This window comes from Salinibacterium sp. (assembly GCF_031364185.1).
In the GTDB taxonomy this organism is placed as follows: Bacteria; Actinomycetota; Actinomycetes; order Actinomycetales; family Microbacteriaceae; genus Rhodoglobus.
Map to the genome: position 1 here is coordinate 1 of NZ_JANLVV010000184.1, position 4,368 is coordinate 4,368.

Consider the following 4,368-nt stretch of genomic DNA (forward strand, 5'->3'; position numbering starts at 1 on the left):
ATCGGGGGCGAGCTCCTGAACGACGTACCCGTCGCTGATCGCTGCCTCAGCGTCGGCGCGAACTTGACCAGTCGGGTGCGGCCGGGTCTTGATCAGCGGTATTTGCCACAAGACGAGCCGAATGTCCCGATCGTGGAGCTCATCGATCATGCCCTTCGGATCCGGCCACGCGCCCTCGGCGGGGAACTCGAAATCGTCAAGCCGGAGCGGCCCTCCGTCGGCGGCGATGTTGTATCGAGCATCTCGCCAGACGGTAAACGTCGATTCGTCACTCCACGCTTCGATGACGATCGATCCGACGGGGATCTCGTGCTCGCGGTGCAGGTCGGCTTGCCGTAGAACTTCGTTTTGCGTATTCCATTCGTTGCCGCTCGCCCAGAGGCGGAACACCCACGATGGCAGTTCCTCGGGCGCACCCACCTCCCTGAGAAATGCCTGCAAGACCTCGCTCGGCCGGCCGTCGTAAAACGCGACCTCGAGAATCCCCGGCGCATCCGTTGCCGCATCGACGTCGACCTCGACAAGAGCCCGATCGGCGACGGTGGCGCCGAAATCGAACCATGCGCGTCGGGAGGTGCGCAGGTGAAAACCCCACCCCGTACCGCCGACGATGTGCGCGAACGGCATGGGCATGTATGTTTTGCGTTCGGCACCCTGGTTCTTGTATTGCTCGAAGACGACGGAATCGAGGGCCGCACCCCGGTGATCAAGGGCATTGAATCGCTCCCCGAGCCCCGTGACATGCTCCCCCGGTTGCAGCGGAAGCGCGAATCGCAGGCGGTGGATACGCTGGCCGTCATCAAGCACCTCGATGCTCTTGTCGATCACCTTCGACTGCCCCGCCGCGCTGATAGCGTCATCTGCGGACCGCCAAGAGAATACTCGAACGTCGAACCAACGGGTTTTCTCGATCGTGCCGCCGACGTGGGTTGCATGGAATCGGTACTTCAAGCCCTCATGGGCGACAAGGTCGTCAAAAGTGAGTTGCCATCCACCCGATGTGCGGGCGAGACGAGCCTGAGCGGACGCGAGGTGACCGCCATCGATCGCTTGCCCGCGGGAGTGTCGGGTGACCGGTTCGAGGGAGTGCCTTGTCGATCCCGCTTCGCGAAGGACTTCACACTGCACCGAGGTGACGTTTGCCGATGTGCGCACGCCAAGCGTGAGTGGTTCGCCGGCGATGGGGTCGACGGGTGACCGTTGCTCGGTGTCAACGGAATACGGATGACCGGAACCGAAGGGGCGGTGGCGGATCATCGGTCGCTCGACTCCGTGCTGCCCAGCTCGACGGCGAGGCGGATGAACATGGCGTGGCTCCACAGCAGAGGGGTCGCGACTGTTCCCCATCGGTCGACCCATTCCTGTCGCATGGATGGGTCGAGTAGGTGATCGGCGACCTGCTCGGGCAGGTCAGCGGCTGTTGTGGCGGTGCGTGCTGCCCACCGCAGTTGTGCGACGGCCGCATCCCGGTCACCGGCGGCTGCGTGGGCAAGCCCGAGCATGCAGCTGAGAAGGGGCCACTGCCCGCCGCCGTAGAAGGTGTCGCCAAGAAACCTGTGCACCCCGTTGTCGACACTGAGGTCGGCGGTGATTGCGGCTGTGGTGGCGAGGCCGATCAGGCTCGTGGCGTTGATGACGCTGAGGGGTGCGATGACGGCGAGGAGGCTGGCGTCAACCGCATCAGTTCCGAGCCACTTGGTCAGGTGGCCGTCGGCTACACCTGCGGTGATCATGGTTTCCAGGATGTTTTCGGCGGCTGTGTTCGCGTGGTGGGATTCGTCATCGTTGAGCGCTCCGCTTCGGGCTGCGGCACGGAGGCCGGCAGCGATGCAGCCGAGGGTTGACCCGTGCACGAATGCAGAGTTCTCCTCCCACCAGTCGAAGCACGGCCGTGACCATGAACTCTGGAGGTAGGCGACGGTCAGCCGGATTGCAGGAGTCCAGGGCTCCAGCGATACCTGGTGTCGCTCGGCATGTTCGACTGCCGCCCACAGCCACGTGCCATATCCGTCGAGCTGGAAGTCCCACCAATCGTCTGTGCCCTCGTGGCCGTCGAAGGTGAATCGGGTGGCAAGCATTTCTTCGTCGGGGAGGGGGGAACCGTTGGCCGCCGCGCCGACGATCCGCTCGATGTGGTCGGCGCGCGCCGTGAGGATCGCTGAACACCAGTCGAAGAATCGTGAGGCTGATTCGATGCCTTCGGCCGTGCCATAGGAGGAGACACCGTCGGCGATAAAGGCGCCATCGCGAAACCAGGAGTATCCGCGGTATGCGGAGAAGGTGGGGCTTGCCGGGAAGGCTCCGCTAGGGTCCTGCAGCGAGAGGATGAGGGTAAAGCTTGTCGAGGCGAGCTGCGCGAGCTGGTTTTCGCTAAGTTCTGTTGCGGCCTGAGTCATGGGGTGGGGTCTCTCGATCAGAGGTCGGTCAGCGGTGTCGGCGACGGGTGGGGCACCCTGAGACTCGCTGTAGTCACAGGGTGCCCGCGGCGTGATTAGCCGCCGATAGCTGCGTTAATGCGCTCTTCTGCCGAGGCGAGGGCGTCTTCGACACTCTTGCGTCCGGCCTGGGCTTCGACGAGTTCCTCGCCCATGATGTCCTGCATCTCGGTCTGTCCGACTGCGACGACGGGCGGAAGGGCGATTCCATCGAGGGAATCGAACACCGCCTGGCGGTTCGCCGGGGTGCCCTTCTCGAGGTAGACGGCGAGCTGAGCGTCGTCAGAGATTGGCGGCAGCTCCCATCCAGCATCGAGACGAGTGTCGACCATCACCTGCGACGAAGTCAGAAACTCTGCCCACTTGGTGGCTTCGGCAATGTGCTTCGAGCCCGACGAGACGCCGATCGCGTTCGAGAACACGGCGCTTGCCTGCTCGGTGTTGCCCGACTCAACGGCGATGTCCCACGTGAATGGGACGTCGGCGACCGCACCGAAGACCCAGATGCCGGTGTGCAGCATCGCGAGCTTGCCGTCCTTGAAGAGGTTGGTGTCGAAGTCGGGAGTGCCTTGGCCCTGCTCGATCGTGGGCATCACCGTTCCGCTCTTCTCGACGAGCCACTTGGCTGCTTCGATTCCCTCAGGTGAGTTGAAAGCCACCGCGGTCTTGTCGTCATTGAGAAACTGGCCGCCGTTCTGGGCGAGGACCTTGTAGTACTCGTAGAAGCTGATCGGCTGGTGGTCTCCCCAGACGCCCGCTGCAGTGTCGGTCAATGCGATCGCTGCTGCCTTCTCGTCAGCCCAGGTCCAGTCGCTTGTCGGATACTCCAACCCGGCAGCGTCGAACAGATCGGCGTTGTAGTACAGAACGACATCCGAGAACGAACTGGGGAGGGCATAGGAGGTGGAGTCAGTCGAGTACGCCTCGACGAGCGACGGAAGGTATGCATCAGTGCTCGCAATCTCGATCGGAGCGAGCACCCCGTTCGCCTGGTATGAAGCGTAGTTCGAGTACTCGACATCGAACACGTCCGACTGGGTACCGGCCGACAGGTCCGTCTGCAGCGCGGTGCCGTAGTCGCCGTAGGGAAGGGTTATCACCTTGACCTTGATGTCAGGGTTTTCGTCCTCGAAGGCCGCGACGATAGCGGCGAGGTTCTCCTCGTTGCCACTGTTCGAGATGAAGTTCGAGTAGGTGATCGTGACGGGGCCCGCGTCGGCCGACGCCGAGCATCCGGACAGCACGAGCGCGGATGCGCCTGCGAGCCCGACAAGTGCCACAAGTGTGCGGTTCATGTGAGGTATTTCTCCTTTGAAATGTGATGGGCGGTGCGGGTTCTCTCGAGGGTCACTTGATCCCCGAGCTTGCGACGCCCTGAACGATGTACTTCTGGGCGAAGATGTAGAGCGCCAGCATGGGCAGCACGCTGACGACGGAACCGGCCATGACCGTGTCCCATTCGGTGGTGTACTGACCCTGCAACCCGGCGAGTGCAATCGGCAGGGTTTGTAGCTCCGGCGAGCGAAGAACGACGAGCGGCCACAAGAAGCTGTTCCAGCTGCCCATGAACGCGAAGATAGTCAGAGTGGCAAGCGCAGGGCGGGTGTTCGGAAGGATGATCCTCCAGAAGATCCTGAAATGACCCGCCCCATCGAGCGTCGCCGCCTCATCCAGTTCTCGTGGAACCTGATTGATCGCCTGCCTGAGGAGGAAGATCCCGAAGGCGCTCGCGAACGTCGGCAGCAGTGCGCCGAGGTAGGTGTTGAGAAGTCCGAAGGTCTTCAGCTCGACGAACAGTGGGACGATGAGCACCTGCAATGGCACCATCATCGTCGCGAGATACACCGCGAACACCGCCGAACGCCCGCGGAACGCCAGCCTGCTGAACGCGTAGCCTGCAGTTGCGCTGGTGAATAGCTGCACCAGAGCTGTG

4 protein-coding genes are annotated in these 4,368 nt (G+C 62.8%); all 4 read right to left on the bottom strand.

Features of this window, described 5'->3' with window-relative positions; all coding sequences use genetic code 11:
• Positions 1 to 1,257: TIM-barrel domain-containing protein (locus RMN95_RS08070; RefSeq protein WP_309616421.1), on the bottom strand; the 1,257-nt coding region annotated here is incomplete at its 3' end.
• Positions 1,254 to 2,396 carry a glycoside hydrolase family 15 protein gene (locus tag RMN95_RS08075; protein ID WP_309616422.1) on the bottom strand — a complete coding sequence of 381 codons (1,143 nt, stop codon included), beginning with the start codon at positions 2,394 to 2,396 and terminating at the stop codon, positions 1,254 to 1,256. The genes RMN95_RS08070 and RMN95_RS08075, both read right to left, overlap by 4 nt.
• Positions 2,397 to 2,491: 95 nt before the next feature.
• Positions 2,492 to 3,730, bottom strand: coding sequence for a sugar ABC transporter substrate-binding protein (locus RMN95_RS08080; protein WP_309616423.1), 1,239 nt, complete (start codon positions 3,728 to 3,730; stop codon positions 2,492 to 2,494).
• A gap of 52 nt (positions 3,731 to 3,782) precedes the next feature.
• The coding region (locus RMN95_RS08085) for a carbohydrate ABC transporter permease (RefSeq protein ID WP_309616424.1) at positions 3,783 to 4,368 on the bottom strand (586 nt) is incomplete at its 5' end.

Coding starts and splice junctions, on each gene's coding strand:
- RMN95_RS08075 (WP_309616422.1), bottom strand. CDS start 2,396: ATGACTCAGGCCGCAACAGAACTTAGCGAAAACCAGCTCGCGCAGCTC.
- RMN95_RS08080 (WP_309616423.1), bottom strand. CDS start 3,730: ATGAACCGCACACTTGTGGCACTTGTCGGGCTCGCAGGCGCATCCGCG.